This window comes from Leifsonia tongyongensis, from assembly GCF_010686705.1.
Taxonomy (GTDB): domain Bacteria; phylum Actinomycetota; class Actinomycetes; order Actinomycetales; family Microbacteriaceae; genus Diaminobutyricibacter; species Diaminobutyricibacter tongyongensis.
On sequence record NZ_JAAGWY010000002.1, the window covers coordinates 340,688 to 357,513 of the forward strand.

Annotated in this window: 15 protein-coding genes; 4 read left to right on the forward strand and 11 right to left on the reverse strand. The window is 67.4% G+C overall.

Going from position 1 to position 16,826, the window contains the following annotated elements:
* Window positions 1–44 precede the first annotated feature (44 nt).
* Together G3T36_RS09610 and G3T36_RS09615 are read left to right on the forward strand one after the other, a co-directional pair.
* A complete protein-coding gene (locus G3T36_RS09610) occupies window positions 45–1,187 on the forward strand; it encodes a zinc-ribbon domain-containing protein (RefSeq protein ID WP_163289578.1) in 1,143 nt (380 codons plus the stop codon).
* A 35-nt stretch (window positions 1,188–1,222) separates the two neighbouring features.
* Window positions 1,223–1,639, forward strand: coding sequence for a VOC family protein (locus tag G3T36_RS09615; protein ID WP_163289579.1), 417 nt, complete (start codon window positions 1,223–1,225; stop codon window positions 1,637–1,639).
* 15 nt (window positions 1,640–1,654) lie between these two features.
* Here G3T36_RS09615 and G3T36_RS09620 read toward each other — a convergent pair whose 3' ends face one another.
* The 4 genes from G3T36_RS09620 to G3T36_RS09635 form a co-directional block, all read right to left on the reverse strand.
* A complete protein-coding gene (locus tag G3T36_RS09620) occupies window positions 1,655–3,247 on the reverse strand; it encodes a M23 family metallopeptidase (protein WP_240148427.1) in 1,593 nt (530 codons plus the stop codon).
* Window positions 3,248–3,390: 143 nt separating this feature from the next.
* Window positions 3,391–4,251 (reverse strand): N-acyl homoserine lactonase family protein, encoded by an 861-nt coding sequence (locus tag G3T36_RS09625; RefSeq protein WP_163289580.1) that lies wholly within the window; start codon window positions 4,249–4,251, stop codon window positions 3,391–3,393.
* 1 nt (window position 4,252) lies between these two features.
* Entirely contained in the window at window positions 4,253–5,239 is a 987-nt protein-coding gene (locus G3T36_RS09630; protein WP_163289581.1) for an alkaline phosphatase family protein, read from the reverse strand.
* Window positions 5,215–5,865 carry a 4a-hydroxytetrahydrobiopterin dehydratase gene (locus G3T36_RS09635; RefSeq protein ID WP_163289582.1) on the reverse strand — a complete coding sequence of 217 codons (651 nt, stop codon included), beginning with the start codon at window positions 5,863–5,865 and terminating at the stop codon, window positions 5,215–5,217. Before G3T36_RS09635 ends, G3T36_RS09630 begins: the two co-directional genes overlap by 25 nt.
* A 110-nt stretch (window positions 5,866–5,975) precedes the next feature.
* Here G3T36_RS09635 and G3T36_RS09640 point away from each other — a divergent pair, with 110 nt between their 5' ends.
* Entirely contained in the window at window positions 5,976–6,590 is a 615-nt protein-coding gene (locus G3T36_RS09640; protein ID WP_163289583.1) for a VOC family protein, read from the forward strand.
* Between the two features lie 4 nt (window positions 6,591–6,594).
* Here the strand turns inward: G3T36_RS09640 and G3T36_RS09645 are convergent, their stop codons facing one another.
* From G3T36_RS09645 to melA, 6 genes are all read right to left on the reverse strand, one after another.
* Window positions 6,595–7,536, reverse strand: coding sequence for a carbohydrate kinase family protein (locus G3T36_RS09645; protein WP_163289584.1), 942 nt, complete (start codon window positions 7,534–7,536; stop codon window positions 6,595–6,597).
* The gene (locus G3T36_RS09650; protein WP_163289585.1) at window positions 7,533–8,423 is read right to left on the reverse strand and encodes a carbohydrate ABC transporter permease; all 891 of its coding nucleotides are present in this window, start codon (window positions 8,421–8,423) and stop codon (window positions 7,533–7,535) included. Before G3T36_RS09650 ends, G3T36_RS09645 begins: the two co-directional genes overlap by 4 nt.
* Window positions 8,423–9,322, reverse strand: coding sequence for a carbohydrate ABC transporter permease (locus G3T36_RS09655; protein ID WP_163289586.1), 900 nt, complete (start codon window positions 9,320–9,322; stop codon window positions 8,423–8,425). Before G3T36_RS09655 ends, G3T36_RS09650 begins: the two co-directional genes overlap by 1 nt.
* 1 nt (window position 9,323) lies before the next feature.
* Window positions 9,324–10,640, reverse strand: coding sequence for an ABC transporter substrate-binding protein (locus G3T36_RS09660; RefSeq protein ID WP_163289587.1), 1,317 nt, complete (start codon window positions 10,638–10,640; stop codon window positions 9,324–9,326).
* A gap of 100 nt (window positions 10,641–10,740) precedes the next feature.
* Window positions 10,741–11,622 carry an SIS domain-containing protein gene (locus tag G3T36_RS09665; protein WP_163289588.1) on the reverse strand — a complete coding sequence of 294 codons (882 nt, stop codon included), beginning with the start codon at window positions 11,620–11,622 and terminating at the stop codon, window positions 10,741–10,743.
* Between the two features lie 207 nt (window positions 11,623–11,829).
* The gene (gene melA / locus G3T36_RS09670; RefSeq protein WP_163289589.1) at window positions 11,830–13,146 is read right to left on the reverse strand and encodes an alpha-galactosidase; all 1,317 of its coding nucleotides are present in this window, start codon (window positions 13,144–13,146) and stop codon (window positions 11,830–11,832) included.
* 113 nt (window positions 13,147–13,259) lie between these two features.
* Between melA and G3T36_RS09675 the strand changes: the two genes are divergently transcribed.
* Window positions 13,260–14,087, forward strand: a complete 828-nt coding sequence (locus G3T36_RS09675) for a DeoR/GlpR family DNA-binding transcription regulator (RefSeq protein ID WP_338031532.1) — start codon at window positions 13,260–13,262, stop codon at window positions 14,085–14,087.
* Between the two features lie 39 nt (window positions 14,088–14,126).
* Here G3T36_RS09675 and G3T36_RS09680 read toward each other — a convergent pair whose 3' ends face one another.
* Window positions 14,127–16,643: an Ig-like domain-containing protein gene (locus G3T36_RS09680; RefSeq protein ID WP_163289590.1), complete on the reverse strand. Its 2,517-nt coding sequence runs from the start codon at window positions 16,641–16,643 to the stop codon at window positions 14,127–14,129.
* Between the last annotated feature and the right edge of the window lie 183 nt (window positions 16,644–16,826).

A 16,826-nucleotide genomic window follows, 5' to 3' on the forward strand; every position in this document is an offset into this window, starting at 1 on the left:
GGACGTACAGTTCCTCAAGGGAATGGACGGAGGAGGACGGGACCGTGCCGGAGAGCGTGCAGCAGTGGTGGGCGCGCCGCCAGTGGACGAAGGGAACGGCGGTGCCGTACCCGGTCGGTACCTACCGCACGGACTGGGAACGCTACCCGACACTCATCCGCCAGTACCATCCCGACCTGAACGGCGGGATCGTCCTCAGCCAGGTACCGCCTGGCGCTGACGTCTTCCTCGTCTGGGAGTGCGACACAGGACACCGTTTCGTGGCCACGCCCGACGAGCAGCGCAGCCGGCCAGGAGGGTCGCGACGGCGTTCGACCTGGTGCCCGGAATGCAGCGAGCTCGCACAGCGCCGACGGTCGCCGATCGGCGCGGTGCGGGAGCCCGCGACCCTGTTCGCGTGCGGGCACCCTCGTGATCCCCGCGCGATCGGCGATCTCGCGCCGGGGGAGCGGTGCGCCGTGTGCCGGAGACTCGCCGAGGTCGGGATCACGCGCGCCGAACTCGTGGCGAGAGCCGTACCCGGCCGTCGGAGCGAACTGGAATCGGAGACACGAACCGACAAGCGCTACCGGTGGATCTGCGCAAAAGGGCACCCGTCGTTCGAAGCGACCATCGATTCCGTCCTCCGCGGACGGGGATGCCCGACCTGCCGTCACGCCGCGGCCGCGGCCGACCGTTACCCGGTCGGGGCCGGATTCGTGAGCCCGTGGGCCCCGAAACCCGCATCCGCCGTGGAGGCGAAGCTCCGGCAGCTCCTCGGACAGGTCCTCGACGTCGACCTGAGCCTGAACGCCGTGAAGATCGCCAGGCCCTTCTATTCGCAGGTCGAAGTCTGGCCGGACATCGTCATCGACGAGCTCAAGGTGGCCATCGAGTACGACACCACGGGCCGTGACGGCCTGGAGCACGTCGGGCGACGCGAGGAGTCGGACCGCCGCAAGGACCGGCTCCTGAGGGGCGCCGGATGGGAAATCGTACGGATTCGCGTCGGGAAACTACTACCCATCGGCCCTTTCGATCTCACGGCTTCCGGAATGAACGACCAGCTGATCGCGCGGCTTGTCGATCGTCTTGCAGAGATCCGGGGAGACCTCATCGTCGACGCATACCGGCATGGCGCCGGCGGGGCCGCGACCGCACGTTCCGTTGTGGAATCGACCGGTGCGCATGTCGGCGGTCGTCGGTAGCCTGAAACGCAATTCGATGAACAAGGAGGCGCGACATGCCAACGATTCTGAACCCCTACCTCAGCTTTCGAGACAACGCTAAGCAGGCGATGGAGTTCTACCAGACGGTGTTCGGAGGTGAGCTCAACCTGAGCACCTTCGCCGAGTTCCAGGCGAGCGACGACCCGGCCGAGAACGACAAGATCATGCACGGTCAGCTGACCTCGCCAGGCGGTCTTGTTCTCATGGGCGCCGACACCCCGAACCGCATGGACTACACCCCCGGCGACAACTTCTCGATCTCGCTGAGCGGTGACGATGAGGCCGAGCTTCGGGGGTACTGGGACAAGCTGGCCGTCGACGGAACGGTCACCCAGCCGCTCGAGAAGGCGCCGTGGGGCGACAGCTTCGGCATGCTCAACGACAAGTTCGGCATCACCTGGCTCGTGAACATCGCCGGGCCCAAACCGTAGGCGTTGCGCTCGGGCCTACTGTCCGACGATCACGCCTCGCGCTGCGAGGAAGGGTTGCGGGTCGATGCGTTGACCATCGACCCGCACCTCGAAGTGCAGGTGACAGCCCGTGGATGCGCCGGTCGAGCCGACAAGTGCTATCGGCTGACCGGCGACCACGGCTTCACCGACGTGCACGATCGTGCCGCCGTCCTTGATGTGCGCATAGACGGTCTGTACTCCATGTCCGTGATCGATCATCACCCAGTTGCCGTATGAGCCGTTCGGACCGGTGGCTTCAACGGTCCCCGCGGCCGCGGCAACGATCCAGGTCGAGCACGCGGCGCCTATGTCGTCGCCGTAGTGGAAGGGGCCGGTGCCCAGTGGGCGTGACGGTCGCGGACCATAGCCGTCGGTGATGGGGCCGCGAACCGGGTCGACCCATCCGAGACCGCCCAGTCGGCCGTCGTCCACGAAGTTCGGGAACCGGGTCACCGTGCCGGTCGACGCGATCTGGAGTTGCACGGAGGCGAGGCTCGCCTCCGCCGCGTCGACCGCTGCCGATGCCGTCGCCGCAGCCTGCTTCCGGCTGTCGACGGGTATCGCGCCAACAGCATCCTTCGCCTTGTCGGCTTGTGCCCGCAGCGTTCGCGCCGACATGGCGTCGTGTTCGGCGCGAGCTGCCGCCTCCGTCGGAGAGGCCGTCTCGCGTGCCAGCTGGTCGAGCGAGCCGAGCCGCTGAAGGAGATTGCCGCCACTTCCGGCGAGGATCGCCGCGAGCGGGTCGGCCGAGGCGAGCGGATTGCCGCCCGCCCGCACCTCGCGCACCAGCAGCCGGGCTGATGCGGTCGCTGTCGCCTCGGCCGCCTCGGCACGCTTCTCGGCATCCGCTGCGAGCTCGGTCGCCTGATCGAACTCGCCCTTCGCCGCGTTGTACTCAGCCGAAACGTTCGCGTAGTGCGCACGAGCGTCGGCGACCTTGGCGGTCGACGCGGCCAGTTCGGCCTCGAAACGTGCAGCGAGTGCGCTGATCGCCGCGTTCTGAGTCAGCGCCGTGTTCGGCTGCGGAGCCGCTGCGGTCGGAGCGATCGGCTCGTCGTCGACCGACGAGTGTGGCGTCGGGTTCGGGTGTGGCGTCGGCTTCGGCGTCGGTGTTGGGGTCGGTGTTGGCGTTGGGGTCGGTGTTGGGGTCGGTGTTGGCGTTGGGGTTGGCGTTGGAGTCGGTGTTGGCGTTGGCGTTGGCGTTGGGGTAGGAGTCGGTGTCGGCGTTGTGAGCGGATCGCCCGGGTCGGGGGACTTCATCGGGTCGGGTGTGGTGCCGGAGCCGGGCGCTCGGGTCGGCGGTGTGGTCGAATCGCAGTGGTCGGCCGTGGTGCCGGTGTCGTCGGAGGACCCAGCGGGTGGCTGCGTCGCTGTCGGCGCCGGCGTCGCTGCCGGCGTCGGCGTCGTCACCGGATCGGTCTGCGAGGTCGAGCCTGGCGGGGATTCGCAGCTCGAGGCTTCGGCGCTCGGATCGGCGAATCCGAGCAGGCAGAGGGATGCGATCGCACACACCGCTCCCGCGCGGCGAGGGTACCCCCGTCGTGGAGTCGTCAGACCTTCTCGGCTGATTCTGCTCGTGTGTGACATCGGTGAACCATCCACCGCCCCAGGTGACGGCCCGATTCAGAGACCCGGACGTCGTTTCGAGTCTTTCACCGCGGCATCCGGTTCACAAGGCCGGGGGAGCGGTGCACAGCAAACTTGAGGATTTGTCATCTAAGCCGTCCGATCTAGAACGGCCCTTCGACTGCACGGCGCACGGCATCCGCCGCCCCCGGGTCGTGAGCTGCCGCGACGATCAGGCCCGGCTGGGCGTCGCGCAGGGCTTTCACCCGCTGCGTGGACGCCAGCAGGTCACGTCTGCGGCCGACGCCGGGCACGTGGTCATCGTCGAACAGGTGGATGTCGTAGGTGAGGTCGCCGACGAACAGCATCGGCGCCAGCCCCTCCTGCCGGAGGAGCAGAGACAGTGATCCCGGGGTGTGGCCCGGGGTAGGGAGGAGCACCAGGCTGCCGTCGCCGAACAGGTCGTGCCCGCTCTCGAAGGGGCGGAGCGATTCGTCGCCGAGCGGGCCGAACTGGACCTGTTCCCAGTTCAGGCCGGGGATGCGGATGTGATTCCTCATCAGACCGTTCAACTCCGGCAACGGTGCATCCAGGGTGGCCCATTCTGCGGCCCCGACCAGAATGCGCGTCCCGGTCAGTTCAGGAAGGCCGCCGATGTGGTCCTGGTGCAGGTGGGACAGGACGGCCACCGCCACATCGCCCGGTGCATAGCCGAGTCGGCCGAGCTGGGCGGTGAGTGTCTCATCCGGTTCGATCTCGAAGCGAGCGAGGCGGCGATAGGGAAGCCGGGTCATCCCACCGGGGAAGTAGTCCGGGTCGGTGACCGAGTGCCGGTCCTGTCCGGTATCGAAGAGTACGAGCCCGCGCTCATGCTCGATCACGTAGACGTTGATCGGCCGGGGAGCCGTCCAGGTGCGCGACGTGAAGAGCCACCAGGCGAGCGGAGTGCCGTTGGATCGCTCGTGCTGCGGTCGGATGCGCACCTGCCCGGTGCTGATGACGGAGACGCGGGTGATGGGCCCCATGTCACCGAAGCATAGGGGTCATCGGCTGCGCATTGGCATCGTTCGCGGTCAGCGGGGCCAGGCTCCACGTCGACTCGATCGTCCGTAGCAGCGAGTAGTGCGTGTACGGCGTCGACGAGCTGACGTGCACGGCGGCCGCCGAGCCGGCGAATATGCACGCAACCACATTGTCCGAGCTGTCACCCTCATCGAACGTGACGACGAGCAGGGAGCGCTGCTGTGTGAAGGCGGGGGAGCGAAGGATGCCCGGCACTGTCGCAGCGAGCCAGGCGTCGCCGGTCGCCACCGAGCAGTCGTGCATGTCGCTGCACAGGTTCGGGCTGATGAACGAATAGTTCGGAATGGATGCCGAGGACGCCAGGTCTGCCGCGAACCGGGTGAACGGAACGACGTGCGACGCACAATACGCGGCATCGCCGGTGACGCTCGGAAAGTACAGGAACGGATTGTGCTTCACCGCATAGAGGGTCGTGTTGCCCGTCTGGCAGGGGCCGGGCATGCTTTCGGCGTACATCTTCCACGTGCGGCCCGAGCGGTCCAGGGACTGCGCGATGTTCGGACCGGTGACCAGGCATGAGCCGCCCGGCGGGTTGCAGTCGGTCGTGATGCCGGCGGTCGTCCCGCTCGTCAGGGCGAGATAGTTCGGGAGGCTCGGATGCGCGACCGCAGAGTACCGGGTGGCGGTCGCGTACTGGCGCGAGAGCGCGTTCAGGTAGGGCGCAGCGGGGTTTCCGAGGATCTCCGTCGCCGGCTTGTTCTCCTCGACGATGATGACCACGTGCTGCAGGGGCGCCGCGGCTGCCGCCGTCGGCGTCGGCGACGGTCGTCCGACCGTGCCGGTGGCGGGCGCGGATGCTGCGGTCGGCGACGCCGCCGGTGTGGGCGGGGAGCCCGTGCTGCCGACGCAGCCCGTGAGCAGGAGCGCGATCGCTGCCCACGATCCTGCCAGCACGGCACGCAGGATCATGGCCAGTCGCGACCCTGCCACGTTGCGATGTCGACGACGTTGCCTTCGGGATCGATTAGCGACCACCAGGCCGGCGCATACGTGTCACCGAGCATCCGGCCGCCGGCCGCGAGAACGGCATCCACGCGGGCCTGCGCCTGGTCGTGAGGGACCGAGACGTCGACGTGGATGCGGTTCCGAGGCGGAACATACTGCTTCTCCGCGAACGACGCGGTCGGGCCGATGAGATTGGGCTCGACGAGGTCCTGGGGTCCGACGGCAACGTAGCCGAGTGCTGCGCGCCAGAACGGCATCACCGCAGACGGGTCCGCCGCGTCGAATGCGAGCTGCACATGCTGGACGGCTGCCGGATCGGCCCTGAGTCCGAGCCGAGCCGCGACGAGGGAGACACGTCGCGCCAGCTCGAGGTCGAGGTCGCTCAGTCCGACCCCGGGCGTGATGACCTGCACAGTGACCGTGTCAGGACGCAGGTCGATCAGAGGGGCGTGACCCAACGCATCCGCCTCTTCCGCGATAGCGGCGACCAACGCTGCGCCCGTCGCGAAGTCGCCGGTTTCGTAGAGCGTTTTCGCGCCCCAGAAGAGTGCACGCCATTCGGCTACGCCATCTGCGGCGGAGAATTCAGCATCCGAGATCTGCTTGGCCATAGGGCGACGTTACCCGTGGAGGGCTTCCCATTCCAGAGCGGCGAAGCGCCGTCCCGATCGAGCAGGAATCGAGAAGCCCCGATCCGTCGGGCCGAATTAGCGTGAGCACCATGACATCCATCGACTACGTCAGCCTCGAATCGGCTGACCCTTCAACTTCAGAAGAGTTCTACAACGCCGCGTTCGGTCTGGGCGACCAGGTCCGGGCGCAGTCGTCTGACGCGGCGACCTCGGGGTTTCGCGGGTTCACCCTCTCACTCATCGTGTCCCAGCCCTCGACCGTGAGCAGCCTGATCGATTCGGCTGTCGCCGCCGGCGCGACCGCGCTCAAACCGGTCTCGAAATCGCTGTGGGGAGTCGGCGGGGTCGTCCAGTCGCCCGACGGGTCGATCTGGAAGGTCGCGACGTCGGCCAAGAAGGACGACGGCCCGCAGACCCGGCAGATCGACCAGATCGTGCTCCTTCTCGCGGCGGAAGATGTGTCCGCCAGCAAGCAGTTCTATGTCGACCACGGTCTCGCCGTGGGCAAGAGCTTCGGCAAGTACATCGAGTTCTCGACCCCGTCGAGCCCGATCGGCCTGGGACTCTACGCCCGCCGCGCCCTGGCGAAGGATGCGGGCGTCGCGCCGGAGGGAAGCGGTTCGCACCGGATCGTCATCGGCAGCGACGCGGGACCGTTCACCGACCCGGACGGCTTCGCGTGGGAGGCCGCGACGGGAGCGTAAGTGGTCAGCCAAGGGCGCGCGTGAGTTCAGCCCGCGTGGCCTGAGCGCCGGTCCCGCCGCGTCCGCGCACGGACAGCGAGCCGGCCACGGCCGCCCATCGCAAGCGCTCGCCTTCGTCGCCCACCCCGTCGACATACGCGGCGAGATACCCTGCGTCGAAGCTGTCGCCCGCGCCCGTCGTGTCGACCACGTCGAGGACCAGTCCCGGCGCATCCGCCATCCGCGCGCCGTTCTCGAAGGCCAGCCCACCCTCAGCGCCGGCCTTCACGACGACTCGGCAGCCGAGTGCCGACAACGCGGCGGCGTCGTCGATGTCGGTCGCGGGGGCACCCCGCACCGCAGACGCGATCGCGAGCGCTTCCTCGCGGTTGGGCAGGAAGACATCGACTCGCCGCAGCACATCGGCAACGCCGGCCCACCGCTCGGCCGGGTCCCAGTTGGTGTCCAGACTCAGAGTCACACCGCGCGCAGAGAGTTCATCGAGCAGCCCCGGCAGCGCTGCGGCAAGCGCCGGCTGCAGAAAGTACGACGCGAAGTGGACGTGTCGGGGTCGCAGGCGCCTGACGGCCTCGAGCACTGCATCCGCCGTCAGTGCCGGGATGGTCCCCGGCAGCGTGAGGATCGCCCGGTCGTCCGGCCCGGAGAGAATGACGGAAAGACCGGTGGGCCGCTCTGCATCCACCGCGACAGCCGAGCAGTCGACACCGCTCTCGCAGAGCCGATCGAGCACGAGCGCGCCGAACCGGTCATTCCCGATCACCGCGGCGAGCGCCGTGCGCACGCCGAGCCGGGCGAGCCCGCACGCGACGATCGCTGCGCTGCCGCCGAGCAGCAGGTCCGCCGAGTCGAGCAGCTGCTCCGCCTGGCCGAAGCGGGGGACCGTGTCGCCGGTGAGCACCAGATCCGGGTTGGCATCGCCGACGACGAGAACGTCGATTCCGCTCATCCCTTCAGACCTGAGAAGGTCATCGTGGCGATGAACTGCCGCTGGGCGAACAGGAAGAAGAGGATGAGCGGCATCGTCGCGACGACGTTGCCGGCCATGATCAGGCTCCAGTCGGTCTGGTGCATGCCCTGGAAGTTCGCGATGCCCAGCTGCAGCGTGAACGCCGACTGGTTGTTGATTGCAATGAGCGGCCAGACCAGATCGTTCCAGGCGCCGAGCAGGGTGAAGATCGCGAGCGTCGCGATCGCGGGACGCGCGAGCGGCAGCACGATCCGGAAGAAGATCTGCCACCGGTTGCAGCCGTCGATCGCGCCGGCCTCCTCAAGCTCCGCGGGCAGGGAGAGGAAGAACTGGCGCATCAGGAAGATGCCGAACGCTGTCGCCAGCCACGGGACGATCGCAGCTCCGAGACCGTTGAGCAGCCCGAGCTTCGCGAACAGGATGTAGGTCGGAATCATGAGCAGCTGGGTCGGGATCATGATGGTCGCGAGAATCATCAGGAAGCCGAAGTTGCGCCCGGCGAACTTCAGCCGCGCGAACCCGTAGCCGGCCACCGAGCACAGGACGATGTTCGACACGATCGCTGTCGCAGAGACGATCACGGTGTTGCCCAGCCAGAGGAGGATGTCAGTCTGGCCGAAGAGCCTGACGTAGCCGTCTAGCGTCAGTCGTGAAGGAATGAACGGCGGCGGGAACGCCACCAGATCCTTCGCCGGCGAGAACGAGGCCAGCAGCATCTGCAGGAATGGCACGAGGAACAGGATGGCCACGGGGAACAGCACGAAGTGCCAGCCGCTCATCCGTCGCCTCCGCCGGCCACCGCGTGTTCCCGCCTCCCGCGACACCGTCAGGGATGCCGTTGAGACCTCGTCGAGTACCGTCGCCATCAGAAGGCCTCCGATCCCCGGCGCCGCGAGAACACGACGACGCCGATCGTGATGAGCAGCGTGACCGCGAAGAGTACATAGGCGGCGGCCGAGCCGTAGCCGAACTGCAACGCGTGGAACGCTTTGTCGTAGAGGAAGTAGACGATCGTCTTGGTGGCGTCCAGCGGGCCGCCGCGTGTCGTCGTGTACACGAGGTCGAAGAGCTGGATGGCCTCGATCGTCTGCCAGATGACCACGAAGACCGTGACCGGCGCCAGCTGCGGCCACACGATCCGCCAGAAGGTCTGCCACCGGTTCGCCCCGTCGATCCGTGCGGCCTCGATGAGATCCGAGGGAACATCCTGAAGCGCCGCGAGATAGATCACGGTGGTGAAGGCCGCCGAACCCCACAGCGACATGATCGCGATGACCAGCATCGCCTGGTGGGGGTCGTCCAGCCAGCCCTGCTGCGGCAGGTGCAGCACCCGGAGCACGTTGTTGACGAGACCGAACTGCGGGCTGAACAGGTAGGTCGAGAGGATTCCTGTGGATGCGGCCGAGGCAACGAACGGAACGAAGATCGCTGTGCGGTAGAAGCCCATCCAGCGGATGCGCCGGTTCAGCGCGACCGCGAGGAAGAGGCCGAGCAGAACGGACGACGGGACGAACAGGAGGGTGAAACCGGCCGTGTTCGAGACGGCGTTCCAGAAGTCCGCATCCCCGACCAGGGCGGCATAGTTCTGGCCGCCGACCCACGTGGCCTCGCTGAAGCCGTCCCAGCTCTGGAAGGACAACACGAAAGCCCAGAGCGCGGGGAAGATCGAAAGCCCCAGGATGATCACCGTGGCTGGAGCCACGAAGCCCCAGCCCGTGAGGGCTGACAGAACCCCCTGCCGCCGTTTGACTGTGCGGGAGGGCATGTTACTTGCCGAGTCCGGCGTCGGCCGTCTTGGCCGCCTGCTCGAGAGACGACTTCGGTTCGCCCTGACCCTGCAGGACGTAGGAGATCGCTTTGCCGATCGCGACCGAGAGCGCCGCATAGCCCTTGCTGGTGGGGCGGGTCTGCTTGACGTTCTGGGAGTTTGCGACGAACACGTTGTAGCCGGGGTACTGCGCAGACTCTGCCGCGACGGCCGCGGAGGACGCCTCCGAGGAGCGCAGCGGCAGATTGCCGAGCGCGACGTTGAAGCGTTCATCCTGGGTGTCGGACGTCAGCCATTCGGCGAACTGCGTGGCCCAGTACGCGCGGTTCGCGTCGTGGTGGTCGAACAGCGCCCAGATGTCCGGACCGGACACCGTCTGGTGGTCGCCGTTCGTTCCCGGGAGCTGCACCACGCCGTACTTCGTGCCGCCGGTCTTCAGGTCCGAGAGCTCCCACGGGCCCGACGTGATCATCCCGATGCGGTTGCTGACGAAGAGCTGGCCGAACTTCTCGTCGGTCTGGTCGAGGTAGACGCTCTTGTCATCGACAGCCATCGAACGCAGGAACGAGAGCGCGTCGGTGCCGGAGGACGAGGCGAATTCGGATTTCGTGCCGGCGTCGTTCAGGATCGAGCCGCCGTTCTGCCACAGGTGCGGCCAGAACTGCCACGTTGTCTCCTCGCTGCCCGACACGGAGTAGCCGTAGCCGTAGATGTGGTTGGCCGCGTCGGTCAGCTTCTTCGCTGCAGTGCGGAAGTCATCCCACGTCCAGTCGGCGGTGGGGTAGGCGAGGCCGGCCTTGTCGAAGAGGGTCTTGTTGTAGAGCAGGCCGATGTTGTCGACGACCGCGGGGAAGCCGATGACCTTCTTTCCCGAGGGCTGGGCCGTGCCGCGGGCTGCGGCGGTGAACTCATCCCACTTCACTTCGGGCTTCTTCACCTCGCTCGAGATGTCGAGTGTGCGGCCGGATGCTTCCAGCTGGCCCGCCCAGGAGCCGAAAGCGTACGACACGTCCGGGTACTGGTTGCCGGCGAAACCCGCCGACAGCTTCTGGAGCAGCTGGTCGGTGGACGAGGCGCCGGGGGAGAGGTTGACCGTGACATTGGGATGCGCCTTCTCGAACTCTTTCGCGAGGCTCTCGATCGCCTTCTCGGCGGCGTCGGACTGGCCGGACCACACGTCGATCTGGACTTTGGCCTTCGGATCGAGGGTCGTCGCGCCGGGGGATCCGCTGCATCCCGCCAGCGCGACGAGCACGGCTGTGGCGGCCAGGGCGCTTGAGGCGCGGAGCACGCGCTTGCGGAGTGGAGTCAACATCTTTGGTTCCTCTTCTCGGGTTCTACGGAATTCAGCCGGATTGATTCTGCTGGAATGTACATTGCTGGTATATCGGATTCTGCCCTGCCGAGGCTGGTGGTCAGCTGAGCACGATCGAACGGGTCAGGTGCCGGGGGGCGTCGGGGTTCAGTCCGCTCCGCTCCGCGATGGCCACCGCGAGGCGCTGCGCCTGGGCGAGTTCGACGAGGGGATCGGCCGTGCCGACCCGCACCGTGGCGCCGGTGCGCTCGATATCGGCGACGAGCGTCGGCTCGGCGCGGCCGATGATCCACACGAGTGATCGGCTGTCGGCGACGGCGAGCGGCCCGTGGCGGTAGTCGAGCATCGGATAGGACTCCGCCCACGCCTGCGCGGCCTCGCGGATCTTCAGAGCGGCCTCCTGGGCCAGCCCGTAGGTCCAGCCGCTGCCGAGATAGACGAAGTGCGTCAGGCCCTCGAGGTCGATGTCGAGCGGACGGGACAGCACAGTCTGCGCTTCGGCGGCGACGCTGCCCATCTCTTCGCCGAGTGCCGCACGTGCGAGCAGGAGGAACGTGGTCGGGAAGCGGGTCTGGACGACCGACTCCTCGTCGGCGAAGTCGAGCAGCAGCACATCGTCGGCAAGCCCGGCGACGGGGGAGTCGGCGACACCGGTCACGGCGATCGTGCGAACGCCGGCAGGCAGGGATTCGAGTGCCTCGATGACTTCGGTGGTGGTGCCGGAGCGGCTGAGCACGAGGACGACGTCGTAGTCGCGCCACGTCCACGGTTCGGAAGCGTAAGCGGCATCCGTCACGCCGAAGCCGGCCTGCTCGCGGAGCGCGGCGAACGATTCGGCGACGAAGGCGGACGTTCCGCAGCCGAGGACGAGCATCCGCGCGCCCGGCTGGACCAGGAGCTGGGCTGCGCGGGCGGTGCGGCTTTCGAGCGCCTGGCGCCAGATGGCCGGCTGGCTGGCGATTTCGCGGGAAGTCAGTGTCACAAGGGGCTCCTGAGGGTCGTGGATGGTGCTGCGCGTGTCGTTGCGCGTTGGACTTATCATTGGCGCAGAGTGAGCGTTTGAGCAAGGAATTGTGCAAATCGCTCATTTTGATTGATCGATCGCTGCAGCGGGAGAATGCCCGGCGGGCTATCCCGCTCTACGCGGCGAGGCGTTGCGCGGCGATGGCCGTGCGGAACCGTCGCCGCGTCACCGTGCCGGGGTCTCGAGCGTTCCGCCGAGCGCGACGGGCAGGAGCGGTGCATGACGGGCGGTGAGTTCGTCGCACAGGGCCCAGATCTCATCCGGCGTGAGGGAGGAGGCTGCGTTGGGGTCCGTGAGCACGGCGCGGCGTACCAGCTCAGGGTCGCCCGTGCGGGCTGCCTCGATGGCGAGTTCCGCCACGGAGAGGTAGGTGCGGTTGAGCGCGGCGCCCTGCGTCGGGATCGCGCCGAAGGGCAGCGGATGCACGCCCGTGCTGTCGACCCGGCTCGGGACCTCGACCACAGCGCCCTCGGGCAGATTGTCGATGAGGCCGCGGTTGACGACATTGGCGTGGATCATGCGCTCCGTGCCGGTCAGGACCGAGTGGATGATCTGGGGCGCGTACTCGGCGGCACCGTCTTCCAGCTCCAGCGGATCACCCGCGGCAAGAGCGGCTTTGGCGTGCTCGAACTCGGCGACGTTCTCCTCGGAGATGCCGAGGTATTCGAGCGGCCGGAGGCGGAACTTCTCGATCTGCTCGGGGGAGCGGAGGAACCAGGAGAGATACTCGGATGAGTGCTCGCTGGTCTCGGTGGGATAGAAGCCGATACGGGTGAAGATCTCGACGCGCACGCGGCGGCGGAGCTCCGGGTCGCGCTCGATCGCCTCGCGCAGGCGGGGGTACAGGTCTTCACCGTCGCGCGACCACTCGACGAGCCAGGCCTGGTGGTTCACGCCGGCCGCCCGGTAGTGGGTGCCCTCCATCGGCACGCCGATCAGCTCGCAGAGGTCGTGCACGGTCCAGTAGACGCTGTGGCAGAGGCCGACGGTCTTGATGTCGGGAGCGACGACCGACATCCACCAGACGTTCATCGCCATCGGGTTGGTGTAGTTGAGGAACCACGCATCCGGGCACAGGTTGCGCATGTCGGAGGCGATGCCGGAGAGCACGGGGAAGGTGCGCAGGCCGCGGAAGACGCCTCCCACGCCGGTCGTGTCGCCGATCGTCTGGAGCAGCCCGGCGGCGGCAGGCACTTCCAGATCGATGCGGGTGGCGTCGATGCCGCCCACCTGGATCATGTTGATCACGAAGTCGGCGCCGCTGAGCGCTTCACGCCGGTCGAGGGTCGCCACCACCTCGGCGGTGCGCCCGAAGCGGGCGGCGACCTGTTCGGCCGTTCCCCGGGCGACCTCGAGACGTTCGGGATTGATGTCGTGCAAGACGACGCGCAGGGGCGGCAGGTCGTCGAAACGGAACAGGTCGGCGAGAAGCTGGCGGGTGAAGACGACGCTCCCCGCTCCGAGGAAAACAATCTGAGGCATGGAGCGATCTTGCGACACTTTGTCGACCCCGCGCAATAAAATGAGCGTATTGCCGATAAAGTGATCACAAACATTGATCACTTTCGATCAGAATCTCCGAAAGGACTGTTGTCGTGGATGCTCCTGCAGCGCAGACCGTGATCGCGCACGTCACGTCGGGACGCCGTGCGAAACGCCTGGTCGCCATCCTCGACCTCGTTTCGGAGCGCGGATCGATCAGCCTGGCCGAACTCTCCGGCACCCTCGGGATCTCTGCCGCAACCGCCCGGCGCGACCTCACCGACCTCGCCGACCAGCGCCTGGTCGTCCGAACGCACGGGGGAGTGTCGGCGCTGGAGCGAGGACGGGAGATCCCGGTCGCGCTGAGAGACACCCGCTTCCAGGAGGCGAAGCGGGCGATCGCCAAGGCGATGGTGCAGCGGCTCCCGGCGGAGCGTCACGTCATCGCGCTGAGCGGCGGGACCACGACCGCGAGCGTCGCACGCGCGCTGGCCGACCATCGCGACATCGCTGTGGTCACGAACTCGCTCACGATCGCCAACCTGCTCTCCGGATACGCCGGCGTGCGCGTCGTGATGACCGGCGGATTCCTGCGCCCGCAGTCGCTCGAGCTGGTCGGAGCACTTGCCGAGAGCACCTTCAACTCCGTCAACGTCGGTACGGCCATCCTCGGAGCCGACGGAATCAGCGCGTCGAGCGGGGTGACCACGCACGACGAGACGGAGGCGCGCACCAACCGGGCGATGGTGGCCAAGGCTCAGCGCACGGTCGTCGTGGCCGACGGTTCGAAGATCGGAGCGGTCGCGCTCGCCCAGATGGCCGAGATCCAGCAGGTGGCGATGCTGATCACCGACAGCACGGCCGATCCCACCGAGCTCGACCGCCTGCGGGCCGCCGGAGTGGAGGTCGTCGTCGTCGACGGCGGCACACAGACCGCTTAGCCGCTCATGCCTGATCGTTCGGCGCGACGATAATGCGCCTCAGGAATCGTCGTTCTTCAGTTCGACCGCCACGAAGTTCCACCGATCCGTGGTGGGCGCGGTCGTCCCGATGGTGATCCTGGAGGCCGCGGCCCCGGTCGGCTGGTTCGTGTACTCGCTCCACATCGTGTCGCCGGTCCGCGTGTCCGTCCACTGGTCGAGAAGAACCAGACCGGTCGGGAACGCCCGGGCGGTCGCGTTGTCCCAGTCGTTGCCGACCGCGAACACGAGGGACGTCGCCGACGTCGTCGTGAGGCTCACTGCGGCTGCTCCGGAGACGGCGGATGCGGCTGCCGACGCACCGATTCCGCTCGTGCCCTCCATCGCGATGACCGTCAGCGCCTGGTCGAATCCACCGACGGATGGGGTGGAGGTCACGGTCGCACTCGTCAGGATGGCCGGGGCGGGAGCAGTCCAGATCTCGCTGTCCCCGTACTGTCCGTTCGCGCGCCGTGCGAGCGTCCAGGTGAGGCCCGCACCGGATACTGTCGCCGTCTGCGAGGCTGTTGCGGCCGGTCCGTCGGAGGCGACGAATGCGACGAGCAGCTCGCCCGCCATGGCCGTGTGGAATGCCGGAGTGGTGACCGCACCGGTTCCGTGGACCGACGTTTGAGCCTGCATGACGAAGCAGGTCATAGGAGGCGCGGGATTCGTCACGGTGACCGCTACGGGTGCTGAGGTGGCCTGGTTGCCGCTGGTATCGGTCGCGACGGCCGAGATCGTGTGACCCCCCGCGCTGGCGGTGGTGGTATTCCACTGGAGCGCGAAAGGCGAGGTCGTCACCGGAGCGCCGAGGGCGTTGCCGTCGAGCAGGAATTGCACCGACCGGATTGCGACGTTGTCCGTGGCGGTCGCCGCTACCGGAGTGGTCCCGGACACGGTCTGTCCCGGCGCCGGGTTCGTGATGGCCACCGTCGGCAGAGTCGTGTCGGGCGGTGTCGACGTGCTCGGGACGACCTCGACCGCGGCGAGGTTCCAGCGATCCGCCGTGGGTGCGGTATCGCCGACGGGCATGCTCGCGCCGCTCACGCGGGTTCCCGTGGTCGAACCCTGCACCCAGAACGTGTCTCCGGTCGCGCTGTCAGCCCATTGCGCGACGAGTGCCTGACCGGTGCCGGGTACCCGTGAGATCGCGGCGTCCCAGTCGTTTCCCACCGCATAGACGAGCGAACCGGTCTTCGACGGGACGATGTTCACGCTCGGGGCACCGGAGGCGGCCGATGCGGTCGCGCTCGCTCCCGTTCCGCCCGCGCCGGCGAAGGTCAGCACCGCGAGCTGCTGATCGAAACCGGCCTGGGACAGGGTCGACGTCACCGCAGAGGCGAGTGTTCCCGATGCTGTCGACGTCCAGATCTCGCTGTCGCCGAATTGCGTGTGCGCTTGCGAAACACGCCGCCAGGTCAAGCCGCCTCCGCTGACCGTCGCGGATTGTCCGGCAGCGAGGGCGGGGCCGTCGGCGGAGACGAACGCGACGAACGTCTCACCTGCGAATCGTGGAGAGAAGGACGCTGTCGATACCGTTCCATGGCCCGTAGCGGAGATCGATCGATCGACCGTGAAACCCGGGGGAGTGCCCGAGGCGGCCACGTTCACGCCGACCACCGCGGCTGTGGCCACGTTTCCGGCGCTGTCCGTAACGCGAGCGCTGAGATCGTGCGATCCGGGTGACGTGCTGCCGATCGTCCACGTGTACGCGAAGGGCGATGACGTCAGCACCGGACCGAGCGGGTTGCCGTCGAGCAGATACTGCACCGACGAGACCGTGGCGGGGGCGGTGGCAGCTGCGGCGACCGTCAGCTGTGCTGTGCCGGAAACCGTCGACGACGGCGCCGGACTCGTGAGCGACACCGTCGGAGGAACGGTGACCGGCCGAGCCTGCGCTCCGACCGTGACGGTGGTACCGCTGATCGTGAGGACGGTCGTCGTCACGTTGTTCGTTCGATCGCCTTCGGTGAGGACGTGTTCTGGATCGACCGTGGCCTTCAGTACGTAGGTGCCGTTAGGGAGTGCGTTGATGTCGATCGGCTGGCCGGCGTCGGTCTGGTCGTATTGGTCGCCCCATCCGACGCTCCATCCGAGCGGTTTGGTGGGATCGTCGCAGTTCGAGACGGGGATGAAGGTCTGTGACGGCGTGTTCGGCACATCACCGACACGCGTATCCCCGGTCATGCAGTAGTCCGTCTTCGGACTCGTCGCTACGACCGCGCCGATCGTCCCGTCGGCGTTCCGGGAGTTGAGAGTGAATTTCGTCAGCGGGAACCGGTAGTCGGATCCGCCGACGAAGGCACCGTTGACGGCGAGCGGGACCGTGTGGTCCACCGCCCACACGCCGGGCGCGGAACTGTTGAACAGTGTCTGGGTGAACGTGGCCAATCCCGTGGAGGGGTTGTACGTCGGATTGATCTGGAAGGGACCGGTGCCGGCATCCTCAGTGATGTGCGTATAGCGGAGCATCCGATGGTTTGAGACCGGGTCGACGGCGACCGAGATGAGGTTGGTCGGCACGATGATCTTCATGTCCGGGAGTGTCAGGGTCGCCGCTCGCGCCACCCCGGGCAGGAGAAGGCTCGCTACGAGCGTCACCAGAACCGTTGCGCCGCCCGCCGATCTCAGGACGCGACGACGCGTCGGTGCACGGCCGGAGCCAAGGCCTTCGTGAGAATTGTTCTGGGCCATGAGAAACCCCCGTTCCTCGACGGC